Here is a 1439-nt window from a genome sequence, read left to right on the forward strand (position 1 = left end):
GGCTCATCCCAATCGGGGGTGTAGGAGTTGGGGTCTGAAGCCGCCGGTCTCGAGCAGGCTTCGGGCGATGTAGTTGGTCAGGTTGCGGAACCCGAGTGCGGAGCCGCGCAGGTGTTCGAGCCGTCCGTTGAGCGCCTCGGTCGGCCCGTTGCTGGTGCCGGGTCGTTCGAAGTAGGCGAGCACGTCAGCGGCTCGCTTCTTCAGGGTCCGGCCCAGGGTGGTGAGCTCGGTGAGCACCTTGGGGACGCCGGCGCTGAGGTCGGTGATCAGCTTCTTCATGAGCTCGCGGCCACGTTGCCGGTCCTCGTGGCGATAGGCGGCGATCATGCGCTGGTAGACACCCCAGGTCGCCTCGACCTCGACGTGAGCGTCATCAACGAACAGCGCGCGTAGCCTGTCGCTCTGCTTGTCGGTGAGCAGGTCCGCGCCGGTGTGCAGCGTGCGCCGCGACTTGTAGAGCGGGTCGTCCCTGAACCCACGGTGCCCGTGGATCGCGAGTTGGACCCGGCGCCGGCACCTGTCGAGGGCGTCACCGGCCAAGCGCACGACGTGGAAGGGATCCATCACCGTGACCGCGTCCGGGATCTCCTCTGCAGCGGCGGTCTTGAACCCGGTAAAGCCGTCCATCGCGACCACCTCGACCGCGTCACGGAAGGCGTCGTCGCGGTCGGCGAGCCAGGTCTTGAACGCCGCCTTCGACCGGCCCTCGACCATGTCCAGCAGCCTTGCTGGGCCGGCGCCATCGCGGACCGGGGTGAGGTCGATGATCACGGTGACGTACTTGTCGCCACGCCTGGTGTGGCGCCAGACGTGCTCATCGACGCCAATGACCTTCACGCCCTCGAACCGCGTGGGGTCGTTGATCAGCAGCCGCTTGCCTTCAGCCAGGACCGCGTTGTTGGCGGTGTCCCACGCGACCCCGAGTCCCTCGGCGACACGGGCGACGGTGAGGTGTGCGACCACGATCCCTTCCAGCGCCCACCGCAGCCCGGTGCGCGAGAGCTTCGCGCGTGGCTCCGCAGCGGCGCTGGTGTCTTGGCGCCACACGTGTCCGCAGTCGGCACAGCGGTAGCGGCGCACTACAACTTCCAGCACGGTCGGTCGCCAGCCCAGCGGCTCGTGGGCCAACCGCCGGATCACGGTGTCACGAGCAGCGCCTTCGCTGCCGCACCGTCGGCACCACTGATCTGGTTCCACCACGCGGCACGCTAGGACCGCACGATCCGGTTCAAGTCGTTGTCCGGTCACGCTCAGACCGAGGCCGTCGAGTCGAGCGAAGGCGGTCAGGTCAGGGCGGCCGAAGCCGGCCGGCGGGGTTGTGTCGGTCACGTCGAGGTCTTTCGGATGGATGGCGTAGGAACCTCCATCGTCGGGAGACCTCGACGTCTATCTGCGGACCGACGCGCCCGGCCGACCTACACCCTCATCTGGGAAGAGCC

Annotated in this window: 1 protein-coding gene; it reads right to left on the minus strand. The window is 68.0% G+C overall.

Annotated features, from left to right (window positions below):
* Window positions 1–3 precede the first annotated feature (3 nt).
* Window positions 4–1329: an ISL3-like element ISPfr2 family transposase gene (locus tag MLGJGCBP_RS21235; protein WP_160097897.1), complete on the minus strand. Its 1326-nt coding sequence runs from the start codon at window positions 1327–1329 to the stop codon at window positions 4–6.
* Between the last annotated feature and the right edge of the window lie 110 nt (window positions 1330–1439).

Source organism: Rhodococcus sp. T7 (assembly GCF_009872365.1).
In the GTDB taxonomy this organism is placed as follows: domain Bacteria; phylum Actinomycetota; class Actinomycetes; order Mycobacteriales; family Mycobacteriaceae; genus Rhodococcus_F.